Origin of the sequence: Alistipes indistinctus YIT 12060 (genome assembly GCF_025144995.1) — a bacterium.
In the GTDB taxonomy this organism is placed as follows: domain Bacteria; phylum Bacteroidota; class Bacteroidia; order Bacteroidales; family Rikenellaceae; genus Alistipes_A; species Alistipes_A indistinctus.
This window is the reverse complement of the sequence record NZ_CP102250.1, coordinates 811,624-827,455: the sequence shown is the minus strand read 5'-3', so window position 1 is coordinate 827,455 and position 15,832 is coordinate 811,624. Positions and strand designations below refer to the sequence as shown.

General features: G+C 53.8%; 14 protein-coding genes. 13 read left to right on the top strand and 1 reads right to left on the bottom strand.

Annotated elements, in window-relative coordinates:
• Positions 1-9 precede the first annotated feature (9 nt).
• From NQ495_RS03705 to NQ495_RS03695, 3 genes are all read left to right on the top strand, one after another.
• The gene (locus tag NQ495_RS03705; RefSeq protein WP_009134302.1) at positions 10-459 is read left to right on the top strand and encodes a hypothetical protein; all 450 of its coding nucleotides are present in this window, start codon (positions 10-12) and stop codon (positions 457-459) included.
• A 21-nt stretch (positions 460-480) separates the two neighbouring features.
• Positions 481-1,362 carry a Cbp1 family collagen-binding glycoprotein adhesin gene (locus NQ495_RS03700; protein WP_009134303.1) on the top strand — a complete coding sequence of 294 codons (882 nt, stop codon included), beginning with the start codon at positions 481-483 and terminating at the stop codon, positions 1,360-1,362.
• 107 nt (positions 1,363-1,469) lie between these two features.
• Entirely contained in the window at positions 1,470-1,736 is a 267-nt protein-coding gene (locus NQ495_RS03695) for a type B 50S ribosomal protein L31 (RefSeq protein WP_009134304.1), read from the top strand.
• A 250-nt stretch (positions 1,737-1,986) separates the two neighbouring features.
• Here the strand turns inward: NQ495_RS03695 and NQ495_RS03690 are convergent, their stop codons facing one another.
• The gene (locus tag NQ495_RS03690; protein WP_009134305.1) at positions 1,987-3,132 is read right to left on the bottom strand and encodes an alkaline phosphatase; all 1,146 of its coding nucleotides are present in this window, start codon (positions 3,130-3,132) and stop codon (positions 1,987-1,989) included.
• 261 nt (positions 3,133-3,393) lie between these two features.
• On the opposite strand from NQ495_RS03690, the gene NQ495_RS03685 reads away from it, so the two are divergent.
• The 10 genes from NQ495_RS03685 (at position 3,394) to NQ495_RS03640 (ending at position 15,771) form a co-directional block, all read left to right on the top strand.
• Entirely contained in the window at positions 3,394-4,158 is a 765-nt protein-coding gene (locus NQ495_RS03685; RefSeq protein WP_009134306.1) for a DUF1295 domain-containing protein, read from the top strand.
• 108 nt (positions 4,159-4,266) lie between these two features.
• Entirely contained in the window at positions 4,267-5,496 is a 1,230-nt protein-coding gene (locus NQ495_RS03680) for an NADH:flavin oxidoreductase (RefSeq protein ID WP_009134307.1), read from the top strand.
• A 96-nt stretch (positions 5,497-5,592) separates the two neighbouring features.
• Positions 5,593-6,402, top strand: coding sequence for an SDR family NAD(P)-dependent oxidoreductase (locus tag NQ495_RS03675; protein WP_040294681.1), 810 nt, complete (start codon positions 5,593-5,595; stop codon positions 6,400-6,402).
• Positions 6,392-7,426 (top strand): SDR family NAD(P)-dependent oxidoreductase, encoded by a 1,035-nt coding sequence (locus tag NQ495_RS03670; protein ID WP_009134309.1) that lies wholly within the window; start codon positions 6,392-6,394, stop codon positions 7,424-7,426. The genes NQ495_RS03675 and NQ495_RS03670 overlap by 11 nt, the downstream gene beginning before the upstream one ends.
• A gap of 45 nt (positions 7,427-7,471) precedes the next feature.
• Complete coding sequence (locus NQ495_RS03665) at positions 7,472-7,993, top strand: YtfJ family protein (protein WP_009134310.1); 522 nt, start codon at positions 7,472-7,474, stop codon at positions 7,991-7,993.
• Positions 7,994-8,212: 219 nt separating this feature from the next.
• Positions 8,213-9,499 carry a TolC family protein gene (locus NQ495_RS03660; RefSeq protein ID WP_009134311.1) on the top strand — a complete coding sequence of 429 codons (1,287 nt, stop codon included), beginning with the start codon at positions 8,213-8,215 and terminating at the stop codon, positions 9,497-9,499.
• A 10-nt stretch (positions 9,500-9,509) separates the two neighbouring features.
• A complete protein-coding gene (locus NQ495_RS03655; protein WP_009134312.1) occupies positions 9,510-10,595 on the top strand; it encodes an efflux RND transporter periplasmic adaptor subunit in 1,086 nt (361 codons plus the stop codon).
• Positions 10,596-10,601: 6 nt separating this feature from the next.
• Positions 10,602-13,727, top strand: coding sequence for an efflux RND transporter permease subunit (locus NQ495_RS03650; RefSeq protein WP_009134313.1), 3,126 nt, complete (start codon positions 10,602-10,604; stop codon positions 13,725-13,727).
• Between the two features lie 29 nt (positions 13,728-13,756).
• Entirely contained in the window at positions 13,757-14,443 is a 687-nt protein-coding gene (locus tag NQ495_RS03645; protein ID WP_009134314.1) for a response regulator transcription factor, read from the top strand.
• A complete protein-coding gene (locus NQ495_RS03640; protein WP_009134315.1) occupies positions 14,440-15,771 on the top strand; it encodes a sensor histidine kinase in 1,332 nt (443 codons plus the stop codon). The genes NQ495_RS03645 and NQ495_RS03640 overlap by 4 nt, the downstream gene beginning before the upstream one ends.
• The last annotated feature ends 61 nt before the right edge of the window (positions 15,772-15,832 follow it).

The following is a 15,832-nucleotide window of genomic DNA, read 5'->3' as shown; positions in this document are numbered from 1 at the left end:
AATTGTTTTATGAAGAAATTCCTGATTATCCTTTTTGTACTGGTAGGTGTTTCGTCGATCCGCGCCCATGCACAGGATTATAACTGGGCGATCGGTGTCCGTGGCGGCGTAACGGCCACGGGCCTGAGCGTGAAATATAATTTCGATCCGGCCAATTCGATCGAGGCCCTTGTCGATTTCGTGCAAGGGGTGAATGTGTATGCCCTTTATGAACGTAATATACCGGTGATTACGAGCGGTTTCCATTTCTATTACGGCGGCGGTGTGAACCTCGGCGGCTGGGAGAAACACGGCGACACGAAATTCACGGCCGGTATCAACGGCATCGTAGGATTGGAATACAAAATCGCGTCGATTCCGCTCGCTTTTTCCGTCGATTACAAACCTTGCCTGAATTTTGCAGGGCATACAGGATTCCATGCCGCTGATTTCGGCTTGGGTATCAAAGTGGCTTTTTAAAAGTTTCCCTAACCGTATAGCATGATGAAAAAGTTTGCTTTTCTGTTGTTGTTTTTGCTTCCGCTGGTTTCCTGCGTGAACCGGCAGGGCGCCGACCAGGTCGAGAGTATCAAGGACTCGCTCACACGCGTGGTGGCCGCGAAGGATTCGATGATCAACGAAGTCTTCGCGTCGATGAATGCCGTGGCCGAAAACCTCAATGCGATCAAGGTGCGTGAGAAGATCATCAACAAGAATATCGACAACGGAGAGATCCGTAACCAGACTCCTACGCAGATCAACGAGGATGTCGAAGCGATCAACCAACTGCTGTTGCAGAACCGCGAGACGATCGCCCGGTTGCAGCAGTCGGCCAATCAACTCAAGAAAGCGAATATCAATATCGCGAACATGGAGAAGTTGATCGCACAGCTCCGGCAGCAGGTGGAGACCAAGGATCAGGAGATCGTCATGCTGAAAAACAACCTCGAACAGATGCATGTGCAGGTCGCTGAACTGCACGAACAGGTTTCGGGGCTCAATACACAGGTGACCGGCCTTTCCGAGGCGAAGGCCTCGCTCGAAGGCGAGGTCAAGGGGCAGACCGATATTCTCAACACCGCTTACTACATCGTCGGTTCGGAGAAAGAATTGCTCGCCAAGGAGATTGTCTACAAAAGCGGTTTTATCGGCCGGACGCTGAAGATCAACGAGAGCCGGAGCCTCGACAGCTTTACGAAAGTCGATATCCGTCATTTCGACAGCGTAGTGATCGGGCAGAAGAAAGTGACGCTCGTAAGCTCGCATCCGGCCGGATCGTATGAGTTCGTACAGGATGAGAAGGGTGTTTATGAATCGTTGATTATCAAGGATAAGCGGAAATTTTGGGAATACTCCAAAGTTCTGGTTATCAGTTATAAGTAATAAAAATAGGGGTTGCGATCGATTTTCCGGCGGTTTCGCTTTGTAAAAGCGGAAAGGTTTGCTAACTTTGCGACCGCAACAGCATATTAATTGTAAAACAAACAACCATGAAAAAGGGGATTCATCCTGAGAACTATCGTTTAGTGGCATTCAAGGATATGTCGAATGATCATGTGTTTTTGTGCAGGTCCGCCATCCAGACAAAGGAGACCATCGAAATAGATGGCGAAACCTATCCCGTGTATAAGATGGAAATTTCCAACACCTCTCACCCGTTTTACACCGGTAAGATGAAGTTGGTTGACACCGCAGGACGCGTTGATAAGTTTATGAGCCGCTACGCAAAGCACTACGATAAGAAAGTTGCCAAATAAACAGGACTTTCACTCTCAAAAATTACAGGGCCGCATCTTATGATGCGGCCCTGCTTGTTTATACCAGAAGAAAATGGGAAGAGGGAAAGTTTTGAAACCGGGCCACGGGCCGGCTTTCAGTATTGCGGATTATAACATCTGCAAGGGGAAGCGTGCCGGAGAAATACAAAAAGGAGCGGATCGTCCGCCCCTTCTGCCTTGTGTCTGATGTCCGGTGAATGGATGTTGTTCCGGCGACGACTATTTTGACTTATTCCAGATGTAGTGCTTCTGCGATTCGTTTCGGGATATCGGTGTTGTCCATGAAACCGCTGAACCGTGCCGCACCCGCGCCGTAAGCGTAGACAGGGATCAGGCACGCCGTGTGTCCTTTGGTCGAAAATTGGACGGTGGCCCGGTTTTTATCGCCCGGTTGGAGCTTACCCATGTCGAATTTGTTTTCATCCGAAGGCAGCGTCATACCGCCCGTTTCGTGGTCGCCGGTGATGATCACCAGCGTACCCGGTGTGCGGTCGGCAAAATCCAGTGCGATCTTGACAGCGGCATCAAAATCCCGTATTTCGGAAAGTACGGTTTCCGCATTGTTGTCGTGGCCGCCGTTGTCGATGTGCGATCCCTCGATCATGACGAAGAACCCTTTGTCGCCGTTGGCAGATAACAACCGTAACGCCTGGTCGGTTGCCCGGGGCAGCATATCGCCGCGTCCTTGTGAGACGAGCGGCAGCGATTTGTCTGCGAGCAGGATCCCGACGGGGCTTTTGTCGAGTGCGGCGAGAGTGTCGAGCGAGTAGGCGACCGTGTAGCCCTTTTCGCGTAACTCGTCCGAAATGTTGCGGCCGTCGGAACGCTTTTCAAAATGATCCCGGCCGCCGCCGATAAACAGGTCGATATCCGTACGGAGAAAATCAGCCGCCAGGTCGTCTTCGTTTTTCCTGCTTTCGTTGTGTCCGATAAATGCGACGGGCGTCGCATCGGTAATGGCATGCGTATCGACCAGTCCGGTCGCCAGGCCTGCCGCTGCGGCCCGCTCGAGGACAGACCGGAGCGGTTGTTTGTCGGGAGTCATGCTGATCATACCGTTATTGGTTTTTGTGCCGGTGGCCAGGGCGGTGGCTGCCGCTGCGGAATCGGTCACTTCGCTCGAAGCGGAGAAAGTCGATTGCAGGCCGATGCTTTGGGCGCGAGCGAGCGATAGCGGTGCCCCGCCGCGAAGCATGTAGGAGGTTACCTGTGCAAGGCCCATACCGTCGCCGATCATCAGGATGACATTGCGGACCGGTTCGGCGGCCTGAACAGTTTTGCTGGTCTTTGGTTTACGGTCCCGGGCCTGAAGGTGTGCGGTCGCTCCCGGCAGAATCACGGCGGCGATCAGCAGGCTGTAAAGAATCCTTTTCATTGTAGATGTCCGAAGCTTTTGGTTTGAGATTGTCAAAAATAGTACTTTTTACCGGAAGAGGTGTTCTCTAAAGGTTAAGAGTTGGTAATTTTAATGTGATTTTATACCTTAGCTCTGATTTTGGAAGGGGTCTGCGCCGAAATGTCGTTTCGGACGAAATTCAGCCGTTGATGTACTCGGGAAAGAGGCTGATACGGCATTGGGACTGGACGCGGATCGTTGCCGGAAACTGTTGACAGGGAACGAATCAGGAGAAATCGGATGTTACAGGCATACGAGTGGTTTTTATGGGGCATGGCGGCATTGGCTGTCGTGGTGTTTGTCGCGCTTTATCATGTGAAGGCCGGTTACGGGCTGCTGAGGGACGGACGCTGGGGCCCGAAGATCGGGAACCGATTGGGGTGGTTCCTGATGGAGTCGCCGGTTTTCATTGCGATGTGCCTGTTCTGGTTTTGCTCGTCGCGCCGTTTTGAAGCGACTCCATTGGTCTTTTTCGGCCTGTTCCAACTTCATTATCTCAACCGTGCGTTTATTTATCCGTTGCTGTTGAAAGGGCAAAGCAAGATGCCGCTCGGCATTATTGTGATGGGGGTGGTGTTCAACCTGCTGAATGCCTGTATGCAGGGGTGCTGGATTTTCTATCTGGCGCCCGAAGGGATGTATACGTCCCAGTGGCTGCTCTCACCGCAGTTTATTGCCGGTGCCTCGTTGTTTTTTCTCGGGATGGGTATCAATATCCATTCCGACCGGATTATCCGACATTTGCGCCAGCCTGGCGATACGGGCCATTACCTGCCGCGGGGCGGGATGTTCCGTTACGTGTCGTCGGCCAATTATTTCGGGGAAATCATCGAGTGGACCGGTTTTGCCGTGCTGACCTGGTCTGCCGCCGGTGCGGTGTTCGCACTGTGGACCTTCGCGAATCTGGTACCCCGTGCCGATGCCATTTACCATCGTTATGGAGAGATGTTCGGCGATGAGTTCCGCCGTGCGCGGTTAAAACGGGTCATTCCGTTCATCTATTGAGAATGGGTTTGTCATTGAAACCGGCCGATGGATTGACCGCCTGTTCGAATGGATAAGATGTTTGTTACAGATTAGACAGTAAGCAAAAATAGGATTGCTGACCCGAATATGAAAGAATCCCAACTATTTACTCCCGTGAAGATCGGACCGTTGACATTGCGCAACCGGACCATCCGGGCCGCTGCGTTCGAGGGCATGTGTTCCGGCAACGCTCCTACCGATCTGTTGTACGATTATCACCGAAGCGTGGCGCGCGGCGGTATCGGCATGACTACGCTCGCGTATGCATCCGTGACGCGCGACGGGCTTTCGTTTCCGCACCAGCTGTGGCTACGCCCGGAGGTGGTGCCGGGGCTCAGGCGCATTACCGATGCGATACATAGCGAAGGAGCAGCCGCATCGATCCAGATCGGTCATTGCGGTAACATGTCGCACCGCGCTATCTGCGGCTGCAGACCGGTTTCAGCCTCTTCGGGGGTCAATATTTACTCGCCGACGCTGGTACGCGGACTGCGCCGCGATGAAATCACCGAAAAGGCCAAAGCCTTCGGCGACGCGGTGCGGCTGGCGCGCGAAGCCGGTTTCGATGCTGTCGAGGTGCATGCCGGGCATGGCTACCTGATCAGTCAGTTTCTCTCGCCGTATACGAACCGGCGCAGGGATGAGTACGGCGGTTCGCTCGGGAACCGGATGCGGTTCATGCGTATGTGTATGGACGAGGTGATGCGTGCGGCCGGGGATGATATGGCCGTAGTGGTGAAAACCAATATGCGTGACGGGTTTCGTGGTGGAATGGAGATCGGGGAGTGCCTCGAAGTTGCCCGCGAACTGGAGCGCTGCGGCGCGCATGCGTTGGTGTTGAGCGGCGGATTTGTGAGCCGCGCGCCGATGTATGTGATGCGCGGCAGTATGCCGATCCGTACGTTGACGCATTATATGACGCAGTGGTGGCTTAAACTGGGGGTGGGAATGTTCGGCAGGATGATGATTCCGTCGGTACCGTTTCGCGAGGCTTATTTCCTGGACGATGCGCGTCATTTCCGCGAGGCGGTGAAGCTGCCGTTGGTGTATGTCGGAGGTTTGGTGTCGCGGACAAAGATAGACGAAGTGCTCGATGCCGGATTCGATTGCGTGGCGATGGCCCGGGCGCTGATTAACGAACCCGATTTTGTCAACCGGATGAAAAACGAAGGAGAGGAACGCTGCGCTTGTACGCATGCTAATTATTGCATCGCACGGATGTATTCGATCGAAATGGCTTGCCATAAGCATTTGCACGACTTGCCCTGTCCGGTACGCCGGGAGGTGGAGCGGCTCGACCGCGAGGCGTGGCAATGACCACTGGCCGGAGAAGGTCGGCGGAAGTCGAAAGGACGAAATGCCGGGTGTGATCCGAAAAGACGGATTTAGTGTTGAGAGAAGATGTATAAGCGGATGAACGAACAACTGCAAAAGGAAGGGGCAATGGCGTTGGTTACCGGAGCCAGTTCCGGTATCGGGCTGGCCTATGCCCGTGAGTTGGCCCGTCGCGGTTACGACTTGTTGTTGGTCAGCAACGAACAGGAGCGGATCGGGACGGTGGCCGAAGAGTTGGCTGCGGCTTTCGGCGTGAAAACGATCCCGTTGTGCATGGATCTGGCCCGCTCCGAAGCGGCCCGGGAACTGTACGATTATTGCGAAAGGGAGAAGTTGCAGATTGGGATACTTGTGAACAATGCCGGTATTTTCTTTTTCGACGACCTGACCGAGGTGACTCCCGAACGGATCGAGACGATGCTTCTGCTGCACATCCGGACCGTGACGCTGCTGTGCCGCTATTTCGGCGCGGCGATGAAACGCCGCCGTGCGGGGTATATCCTGAATATGTCATCGTTGTCGGCCTGGACCCCGGCGCCCGGAATCTCGGTCTATGCGGCCAGCAAAAGTTATATCCGGAAGTTTTCGCAGATGCTGCGCTACGAACTGCATCAATACGGGGTCGGCGTGACGACCGTATGTCCCGGTGCGATAGCGACGGGATTGTACAACCTTAGCGATTATTACCAACGGCTTGCCCTGCGGCTCGGAGTGATGATGAAACCCGAACGGCTTGCCCGTAAGGGATTGCGGGCTATGTTTGCACGGCGTGACTATATCCTTCCGGGAGCGGTGAACCGTTTTTTTGTACTGGCGTTGTACCTGCTGCCTGTACAACTCATTTACTACATTAAGGAACATACCAAACTTTACCGCTATGGCCGTTGACGTGGTACCGGACGGCAAACAGGGGAGTACACCGGAGAATCTGGTAGGGAGTGATGCTGCGGTGTGTAACAGGATAGGTTCCGGGAGCATGTCCTGCGGGCGGGACGAACCGCAGGATTCCGCAGCGAAAGGTTGGGTCGTGGTAACGGGGGCATCGGGCGGGATCGGCGCCGTACTGACCGAGCAGTTGGCGAAGGAGGGGTATCCGGTCGTGATGGCCTGCAGGAACCTGGAGAAGGCCCGACCTGTGCAACAGGCGGTGATGGTGCGCAGCGGCAACCGCCGCGTGGTCCTTTACCCGTTGGATCTGGCCTCGCTGGACTCTGTACGTCGTTTTACCGGGCGGTTGCGTTCGGAGAAGATGCAGGTCGCGGTACTGCTGAATAATGCCGGGGTGATGAACGGGGGCTTCCGGCTGACGGAAGACGGGCTGGAAGAAGATCTTGCGGTCAATTATGTGGGTGCAGCTGCGTTGGCGTTCGGCTTGTTGCCGTTGATGGACGAGGGGAGCCGGATTGTCAATACGGTGTCGTGTACATACCGTATCGGCCGGGTCGGTAAGGAATTGTTGCAGCCCGATCCGCACCGCTTTCGGCGTTTTTCCTCCTATGGAAGTTCCAAACTGGCGTTGTTGTTGTTTACGCTGGAACTGGCTTCGCGCATGGCCCGACGGGGAATACGGGTTAATGCGGCCGATCCGGGCGTGGTCGATACCGGCATGCTGACAATGGGCCGCTGGTTCGATCCGTTGGCCGATAAACTGTTCCGTCCGTTGGTCAAAACCCCGCGGCAGGGAGCGGCAACGGCATTGTTGTTGGCTTCGTCGCCTTTGACGGCGCAAGTTACCGGTGAACTGTGGCGTGGGGAACAGGGCCGCAGGATTCCCCGTGCGGTGTACGGACATCCCCTGCGCGGATGGCTGTGGAACGAAACTGTGCGGTTGCTCGCAGCACATGGCATCGTTTCCGGTGATCCGATTCCTGTCGATGGGAAAGCGTACGGTTGCGGGAAAGCGGAAAAATGAAGGAAACCCAGTGATTCCAAGATATCAATTCAATAATGTGTGATTATGAAACGAAGTTTAATTTTTGCCGCTGCATTGCTATTCGGCGTCGGAGCTTATGCGAAGGGGCCGAATAACATCGAAGGCAAAACAGTGCCGCATGTGAAAATCCGCGACTTGCAGAACCAGCCGATCGACCTGCCGTATTTGGGTAAGGCTCCGCTGCTGCTTTTTTACGTCGATCCCGACCATGCGGGCCAGAACAGCGATTTTATCGCATACCTCGAGGAGCACCAAATCGGGGGAGACAAAATCCAGGCTTACGGAATCGTTAACCTGAAAGATGCTCCCTTATTGCCTAACGGAGTGGTTCGCAGTATGATGCGCTCGAAACAGAAAAAAACCGGTGCCGCGATGTACACCGATGTCGATTGTTCGCTGCGCGATGCATGGGGTATGGGCGATGTCAACAACCTGTTTGTCATTATTTTCGTGAACAAGGACCGCAAGGTGGAGTTTTTCCGTTACGGCGACTTTACCGAAAAAGACAAGGCGGACTTTTGGAAGGTCGTCAACAAATACAAATAATGTAGGCATAATCCGGCAAAGGCCGGTAAAAGGCAGTGGCCGTTCCCGGAAAATCAACCGATTTTTCCGGGAACGGCCTGTTTTGTTCCGGTACCTTCGGATATTTTGTCTCAGGGGCAGCTTATTCTAATAATATTTTAATCTTTACTGAGATGATTATAATCGGTTCTATGGCGACGTAATAGCAGTCACGGTCTATTTTTGCCGAAAAGAATTCGCATGGGCAAGAAAGTATCATTCCGTCTTTACCTATTATTGAGTCCCGTTTTGTTGAACCCTGTCGTCCTGTTGGCCGGAAATCTCCCCGGTAAGTTGGTGGTTTCGCAGGCGGAAGCGGAGCGGCTTTTCCTGCAAAATAACTTGTTGCTGATAGCGGAACACTACAATGTGGACAAAGCCGAGGCTGAGATTGTACAGGCACGCCTGTTGGAGAATCCGGTGCTCTCCCTTGAACAGAATATCTACAACCGGCTCAATAAAAAATATTTCGATGTCGGGGCACAGGGCGAAGCGATCGTTTCGATCGAACAGGTGATCAACCTGGCCGGCCAGCGGGGTAAGGCGGTAAAGGTCGCCGGCCTGAATAAAGAGGTCGTTTCGCGGCAGTTCGAAGATGTCGTTCGCACCCTTGCCGGCGAGTTGAGGCAACGGTTTATCTCTGTTTTTTTTCTGCAAAAATCGTTGGGCGTATACGACAGGGAAGTCGCCTCGTTGGAACACCTGTTGACTGTAATGGCCGGCCAACAGGCCCGGGGGAATATCTCGTTGATGGAGAGGACCCGGCTCGAGGCTTTTCTGTTGAACCTGCGCAGCGAGCGGATGCAGTTACAGAACGATTTGGCTGATGGCCTCGGCGAATTGTGCCTGTTGATGGGGGTGCCGTCCGGAACGAATATCGAAACGGAACTTCCGAACGAAACGTTGGACAGGATCGCTTCTCAGCCGGTGATGCTGGATCGGCTGGAATCTTCTTTGAACCAGCGTCCGGACCTGAAAGCCTCCGAGTCGCAGGTGTTGCGCTCCGAGGCTAATTTGAAATTGCAGAGGTCACTGGCGGCTCCTTCGTTTTCACTGGGCGGTACATTCGACCGCCAGGGCAATTTTATCGATAACTATTTCGGACTGACGGCGTCCGTTTCCATTCCGATCTTCAACCGGAATCAGGGAAATATCCGTTCGGCGCGATTCGATATCCGGCAGAGCAACACGCAGAAAGAATTTCTCCGCAATCAGGCGCAAACGGAATTGCAAGCCGCTTATATCCGTTTCCAGAATAGTTTGCGCCTCTATCGGGAAACCCCAGGAGGGCTGGAGGAGGATTTCGACCGGCTGATTGCCGAGGTGGAGAAGAATTTTACCAATCGCAACATCAGCGTGCTCGAGTTTGTCGATTACTATGAAAGTTATAAGGAGAGCGCCCTTCGGCTCTATGATCTCAAACATGCGGTGCTTGCTGCGGCCGATGAACTCCGGACGGTGGCTGGAACTGCGATATGGACATACTAACGCTGAAAAAATGAAGAATAAGAATAAATATTCCGTTTTGATCGTTGCAATCCTGTCGTTGACAGGATGCTGGACCCGTCAGAGGGAAACCGTCAGCGGAACGGTACCGCTTACGCTTACGGACAGCTTGAGGAAGCTAGTAACCGTGGATACGGTCCAGATTAGGGAACGAACCAGCGAGCTCTTGCTCAATGGAAAGGTGGCATTCGACCAGGATCGGATTGCGCCTGTTCCGGTGCCTTTTGCCGGTGTTGTCGAAGAGGTCGTCCCTGAACTGGGCGATTATGTTCGCAAGGGAGAAACGCTTGCTGTGATCCGAAGCGGCGAGGCGGCGGAGGCTGAAAAACAGTACGTGGATGCTGTACAGGGATTGGCCGTTGCCGAACGCAACCAGCGTACAGTCGAAGAGATGTATGCTTCGGGACTGGCTTCGGAGAAGGATCGGCTCGAAGCGCGGCAGCGGTACAATACGGCGCAGGCGGAACTGTCGCGTGCAAAAGAATTCAGGACGCTGAATCATGTGGAGGGGGCGAGTTACCGACTCGTGGCTCCTGTCTCGGGGTTTGTTGCCGAACGCAACATCAGCCGCAATATGCAGGTACGGGCTGATGGAGAGGATGCGTTTCGGGTGTGCGGACTGGAGGATGTATGGGTCGTCGCCGAAGTGTACCAGAGCGATATCCGTTCGGTCGGAGTGGGCCAGCCGGTACGCATTTCTATTCTTTCATACCCGGATACGGAGTTTACCGGCGAAATCGACAAGGTTTACAATATGTTGGATGCCGAAAGCAAGACGATGGATCTGCGGGTCAAACTTGCCAACCGGGAATACCGGCTCAAACCGGGCATGTTCGCTACCGTTTACGTGCGTACCGATAACGGGGACAGGCGCTATCCGACAGTCCCGGCCGAGGCCTTGATTTTCGAAGGGGGCAGGCACTATGTCGTTGTCGCGGGCGAGGATGGATCTTTGCAGATCCGGCCGGTCGAATTGCGCGGACAGACTCCCCGGGAGTGTTACCTCAGCGGCGGGGTGAAGGCCGGGGAAACGGTGATCGGACGGAATGCCCTTCTTGTGTACAACCAGCTAAAATAGATCGGGATGCACAAGTTTATCGACAACATTATCTCTTTTTCGCTCAAGAATCGGTTTTTTATCTTTTTCCTGACGGCGATCGCCGTTGTCGCCGGAGCGGTCAGTTTCATGCATACCCCGGTTGATGCTTTCCCGGATGTTTCCAATACGAAGGTTACCGTCATTACGCAATGGCCCGGCCGCAGTGCGGAGGAGGTGGAGAAGTTCGTGACCATCCCGGTCGAGATCGCGATGAATCCTGTCCCGAATAAGACGGATATCCGTTCCACGACGCTGTTCGGGCTTTCGGTAGTGAACATTGTTTTCGAAGACCGGGTGGATGATTTTACCGCGCGCCAGCAGGTGTATAACCTGCTTAACGATGCCGACCTCCCGGATGGTGTGACCCCGGAAGTACAACCGATCTATGGTCCTACGGGGGAGATTTACCGTTATACGTTGCGCAGCGATAAGCGCGATGTGCGGGAGTTGAAGACCGTTCAGGACTGGGTGATCGACCGTAACTTGCGTTCGGTACCCGGTGTGGCCGATATCGTCAGTTTCGGCGGTGAGGTAAAAACGTTCGAAGTGAGCGTAAACCCGCATCAGTTGGCCAGTTATGGCATCACGTCGCTCGAGTTGTTCGATGCCATTTCGAAGAGTAATATCAACGTGGGCGGCGATGTAATCACGAAAAACGCGCAGGCGTACGTCGTGCGCGGTATCGGTCTGATTAACGATACCGGGGAGATCGGTAATATCGTGGTGAAAAATATCGACGGGACTCCGATTTTGGTGAAGAACCTTGCGGATGTGCACGAGTCGCATTTGCCGCGTTTGGGACAGGTGGGGCGCGGGTTGGAGGACGATGTGGTGGAAGGCATCGTCGTGATGCGCAAAGGGGAGAATCCCGGAGAAGTGATTACAGCGCTGAAGGACAAGATCGCGTACCTGAACGAACAAATACTTCCGGCGGACGTTGAGATTGTACCGTTTTACGACCGTGAAGACCTGGTCGATCTGGCCGTGCATACGGTGACCCGCAACTTGCTGGAAGGTATTTTTTTCGTTACCTGTATCGTGTTGCTGTTCATGGCCGACTGGCGGACGACGCTGATCGTTTCGATCATCATTCCGCTCGCACTATTGTTTGCTTTCATCTGCCTGCGGTTGATGGGAATGTCGGCCAACCTGCTTTCGATGGGCGCGATCGATTTCGGTATCATCATCGACGGAGCAGTAGTGATGGTCGAGGGCCTGTTTGTCGCATTGGATCAGAAGGCCCGACAGGTCGGGATGCCGGCCTTCAATAAAATGAGTAAACTGGGGTTGATCCGCCAGACGGCGAAGGATAGGGCCAAGGCGGTCTTTTTTTCCAAACTGATTATTATTACAGCTTTGTTGCCGATCTTCGCCTTCCAGAAGGTCGAAGGTAAAATGTTCTCTCCGCTGGCCTATACACTCGGATTCGCACTGCTCGGCGCGTTGGCTTTTACGCTGACACTCGTGCCGGTTCTGTCGAGCATGTTGCTCAATAAAAATGTACGGGAGAAGAAAAATCGTTTTTTAGATTTCATCGCTCGTCATGTGATGTCTCTTTTTCGCAAGTGCCATGCGCATGCGAAAACGACGCTCGCCTTCGCCGCAATTGTTATTCTGGTGGGTTTGGGGGCATTTCCCAGGTTGGGGACAGAATTCCTTCCGCAACTTAACGAGGGGGCGATTTATATCCGGGCGACTTTGCCATCGAGCATTTCGCTCGAAGAGTCGGTGCGGCTTGCTTCCCAAATCCGGCGCAAATTACTGGCCTATCCCGAAGTGCGCCAGGTAATGTCGCAATCGGGTCGTCCCAACGATGGAACCGATGCAACGGGTTTTTTCAACAACGAGTTCCATGTGGACATCTATCCGGAAAAACAGTGGAAGAGCAAGCTGACCAAAGCTCGGCTGATCGAAAAGATGCAACAGGATCTCTCTATCTATCCGGGGGTGGATTTCAATTTTTCCCAACCGATCACCGACAATGTGGAAGAGGCTGCTTCGGGAGTCAAGGGGTCGATTGCCGTGAAAGTCTTCGGGCATGACCTCTATCAGTCGGAAAAGACGGCGGATGATATTTACGACGTACTGAAAACCATAGACGGAATCGAGGACCTCGGTGTGATCCGCAACATCGGACAACCGGAATTGCGGATTGAGTTGGACGAAGGGAAGCTCGCCCGTTACGGGGTGGAGAAGGAGCATGTACAGTCGATCATCGCAATGGCTATCGGCGGCAAGGCTGCCTCGCAATTGTACGAGGATGAACGAAAATTTGACATCGTAGTCCGATACGACGAAGAGTTCCGCCGGGGCGAACAGGAGATCGGCAAAATACTCGTACCGTCTGCGTCCGGGACGATGGTCCCGATCAAAGAGCTGGCCGAAATCCGTACGATCACGGGCCCGTTACTTATTTTTCGGGATAATCATGCCCGTTTCTGTGCCGTGAAGCTTTCCGTGCGGGGGCGTGACATGGGCAGCGCTATCGCCGAAGCGCAGCGTAAGGTAAAGGAGCAGGTGGTCATTCCGGCAGGCTATACGCTCAAATGGACGGGCGATTTCGAGAACCAGCAGCGTGCGTCCAAACGGCTCGGGCAGGTAGTTCCGGTCAGCATCGCCATTATCTTTATCATCCTGTTTATGCTGTTCGGTAATGCGCGGGATGCAGGATTGGTACTGTTCAACGTGCCGTTCGCGGCGGTAGGCGGTATAGCGGCGCTGTTGATGACTGGATTCAATTTCTCGATTTCGGCGGGTATCGGCTTCATTGCGCTGTTCGGAATCTGTATCCAAAACGGTGTGATCATGTTGATGGATTTCAAGCAGAATATCCGCCAAGAATTGCCGTTGCAGGAGGCGATAGCAACGGGCGTCCGTTCCCGGATGCGAGCCGTGATTATGACCGCTTCGATGGCTGCCATCGGTTTGGTTCCGGCAGCCCTTTCGCACGGTATAGGTTCCGAATCGCAGCGTCCGCTGGCTATCGTCATTATCGGCGGCCTGGTAGCCGCTACCTTCTTCACGCTGTTCGTCTTTCCTTTGATCGCGGAGGCCGTTTACAGCCGGGTATTCTACACGAAAGAGGGAAAACTTCGCGGGCGGAAAGTGTAAAATAGTATCTTTGTCTCAAACGGGGTTATATGGCCAAAATACTGCTGGTGGAGGATGAAGCCAATATCCGCTCTTTTATCGGGCGCGGACTGACCGAATTCGGACATGCGGTCACTACGGCCGGGGACGGTGCGTCGGCTTGGGAACGGATTGCGCAGGAGCGTTTCGATCTGCTGGTCATGGATATTATGATGCCGAAGATAAGCGGCCTGGACTTGTGCCGGCGTTTCCGGCAATATTACGGTTATGCCGTGCCTGTCCTGATGTTGACCGCGTTGGGTACCACTGAAGATATCGTCAGGGGTCTGGAGGCCGGAGCGGACGATTATCTGGTCAAGCCGTTCAGTTTTGCGGAATTGAATGCGCGGATCAAGGCTCTGTTGCGACGACCGGGCACAGAGACAGCTGTTGTTGCGCCATTGCTTGCCTGCGGCGACCTGGAACTCAATTATGCCAGCCGCCGCGCCCGCCGGGGAACAGAAGAAGTCGATCTGACCGAAAAAGAGTTCCGTCTGTTGGAGTTTTTGATGCAGAACCAGGGGGCAGCCCTTTCACGGCAGGTGCTCCTGAAGAATGTCTGGGAACGGGATTTTGAAACCAATACGAATGTCGTGGATGTTTACGTGAATTACCTGCGGGGCAAAGTCGATCGGGATCCGGCCCGGAGATTGATTCACACGGTGGTCGGAATCGGTTATATGATGCAGGCGAAATGAAAATAGGTCGCAGGATAGCGTTTTATTACATGTGGGTCACGCTGGGGATTACCGGAGCGCTCGTTGTGGTGTTTTATTTTTATACTTCGCGGTATATCGACAATGTCTATTATTCTTACCTCGCTGAAAAGGCGTTGGTGACAGCCGGCAAACATTGGGAGCGGGATGAGGTGAACGCTCAGGATTACGCCCTGATCCAAAAACGCTATAATGAATTGTTGCCCACTACCCGGGAGGTCATCTTCAATGCCGATTCGACAGGCTTTCACAGCGATTCGCTCAGACATTATCTTACCGAGGCCCAAGTCGGTCGGCTGAAAATGCGGGAACCCGTCCGGTTCCGGCACGGGCAGCAACTGGGTGTCGCGCTTTTCTATCCGGATAACGAGGGGAATTTCATCCTGCTTATTTTTGCCGAGAACGATTACGGACAACAGGTCCGGCAGCAGGTATCTTGGCTCATGTTATTGCTGTTGCTGGTGGCGGTGGTCGTAACTTATATCGCCGGCAAGGTCTATTCCGACCGGATATTGGCCCCTTTGCAAAAGATATTGAAAAAACTGAAACGGATTACGGGAAACGATCTGCGAGTAAGGTTCCGGCCGACCGGCAACGGTGACGAACTGGATGACCTGACCCGTTCGCTTAACGGGATGCTCGATCGGGTCGATGCGGCGCTCAGTGCTGAAAAGTCGTTTGTTTCGAATGCTTCGCATGAGCTGAATAATCCGGTTACGGCGATCCAGGGCGAATGTGAAATCATGTTGATGAGATCCCGCCCGCCCGAAGAATATGTTGCGGCGCTGGAACGGATTTCCACCGAGAGCAGGCGGCTTGGAGACCTGACCAAGGCGTTATTGATGCTTTCCCGGCAAAACCGGCAACTCCGGCAAAATACGATGGAGGCCGTTTCTTTAACCGAATGGCTCGTCCGGCAGTGTGGGGAAAATCCCCGTCTGATCTTGACGGTCGATCCGGGTGGGGATACGTTTCCGGTTGTGGCTGACCCCTATCTGCTGGGGGTGGCGCTGGGGAATATTATCGAAAATGCCTGTAAATATTCGCAGGGCAATGTGGCGATTAACCTGGGGCGGGAGAACGGGCAAACTGTTGTCGAGGTACTGGATTCCGGAATTGGCATTCCGAAGGACGAGATCGGCCAGGTATTCCAATCTTTCTACCGTGCCCGCAATTCCCGGGAGTACCGGGGACACGGCATTGGACTGAACCTTTCTGCCAACATTCTCTCTTCTTACGGGGCTGTTATGGAGATCGTTTCCGAAGAGGGCGAATATACCCGGGTGCGTGTCCGTTTCGTCCGGGAGTAATCGCCGGGTTTATTTATCGGTGTTGGCTAAATGAAAAACCGGAGCTTTGCTTGCGAAGCTC